Here is a 1757-nt window from a genome sequence, read left to right on the forward strand (position 1 = left end):
CAGACTGTCCGAAAAGTAACCACACCAGCACCTTTAAAAGCCGCTATGATATAATTTATTGTATCAAGTTTGAGTGCAGGTGGTGCTTAATATGAAATATATCAAAGGGCAAGAGAAATCACAGTTGACTTTATTCCCTGATTGTGTAGAATACTATGTCGGAGAGGACAATCCGGTAAGGGTTATTGATGCCTTCGTTGATAGTCTTGATCTCACAGTAGCCGGCTTTATCCGGACTATTCCAAAGGAAACCGGAAGACCGTCCTATGACCCGAAAGACTTGCTCAAGCTTTATGTATATGGCTACTTTAACAAGATACGCTCCAGCCGCAAGCTGATGGCAGAATGCACAAGAAACATTGAGCTGTTTTACCTCCTGGGAAAGCTGACACCGGATTTCAGAACCATCGCAGACTTTCGAAAGGACAATGCAAAGGCCCTAAAGAATGTCTTCCGCGCTTTTGTCAAGCTATGTATGAATCTCGGGTTATACCAGAAGGAGCTTCTGTCCATCGATGGTTCCAAATTCAGGGCCGTCAACAGTAAGGACAATACATACAATGCGGGGATTCTGGAAAAGAAGCTTAAGCGGATAGACGAGCATATCAAAGAGTATTTATCTCAAATGGATTATGAGGATAAATCCGAGAAGAATGTACTGACACCTGAGCAGGTCAAGGCGGCTATACAGGAATTGACTCAGAGAAAGGAAAAATACCAGGAGTACTTGAAAGAGCTTTTAGAAGGTGGAGAAACACAGCTCCTTCTAACCGATCCTGAAGCCCGCCGGATGCATAGCAAGGATGGCTTTCACTGTTGCTATAATGTTCAGACTGCAGTTGATAAAGGGAGCCATTTGATAGCGGAATACGAAGTGACCAACCGCAATACCGATCAAGGACTTCTGAAAGAAGTGTCCCAGAGCACAAAAGAAGTTCTCGAAATTAACACAATCGAAGTAGTTGCAGACAAAGGCTATGAAAGCCGTGAAGATATTTTGAACTGCGTCATGAATGGGATTGTTCCTAATGTCGCATTAAAATATGACAAGCATGAAAGGCTGTACACAATAGATTATGTGGAAGCTGAAATCAGAGATGAAGAGAGAAATTCCACAAAACCGGAAGATATACAAAAATGTATAGCGGCAGGAGTGCTGCCCGCCTGTTATGAAAGCACAGCTATAGAAGTAGAACTTCAGGAACAGTCCTGCTTAAGCTGTTTTACTCTTAATGAGGATGGAACCGTAACCTGTCCAGTGGGGAGGATACTTACTAAGACAAAAATGCGAGGAAAGAATACCATATACGGCAGTAAGGATGCCTGTCGACAGTGTCCTAACAAATGCACGGATTCCAAAAGCCATAAAACCGTAAGCTTCGGGCCGGAAACAAAGTATGTTCCGGTACGTATGTACGGCAGTCCAAGTGTAAAGCTTAACCCTATTCCGGAAAATATTCTTCCTAATCCATTTAACCACACGCTGGACCGAAAGGACCATGCCCCCAGGAAAGTGGTTTTGAGGATAAAAGAAGATATCTCCAAGATAAAAGAACGAATGTGCCTGTCAGAGCATCCCTTCGGGACAGTCAAATGGTATCATGGAGCACACTATTTATTATGCAAGGGTAAAGAAAAAGCAACAGCAGAGCTGGGGCTTAGCTTCCTTGCGTACAATATGAAAAGAGCGATAAATATGGTGGGAGTAAAGAAGTTAATTGAAGCAATGTAGGAGGTAATCCATAAAATATTCCTGT

1 protein-coding gene is annotated in these 1757 nt (G+C 42.9%); it reads left to right on the forward strand.

Going from position 1 to position 1757, the window contains the following annotated elements:
- The first annotated feature begins 91 nt into the window (after positions 1-91).
- Positions 92-1732 (forward strand): transposase, encoded by a 1641-nt coding sequence (locus CLHUN_RS21465; protein ID WP_080066714.1) that lies wholly within the window; start codon positions 92-94, stop codon positions 1730-1732.
- Positions 1733-1757: the final 25 nt, after the last annotated feature.

It is taken from the genome of Ruminiclostridium hungatei, assembly GCF_002051585.1.
In the GTDB taxonomy this organism is placed as follows: domain Bacteria; phylum Bacillota; class Clostridia; order Acetivibrionales; family DSM-1351; genus Ruminiclostridium; species Ruminiclostridium hungatei.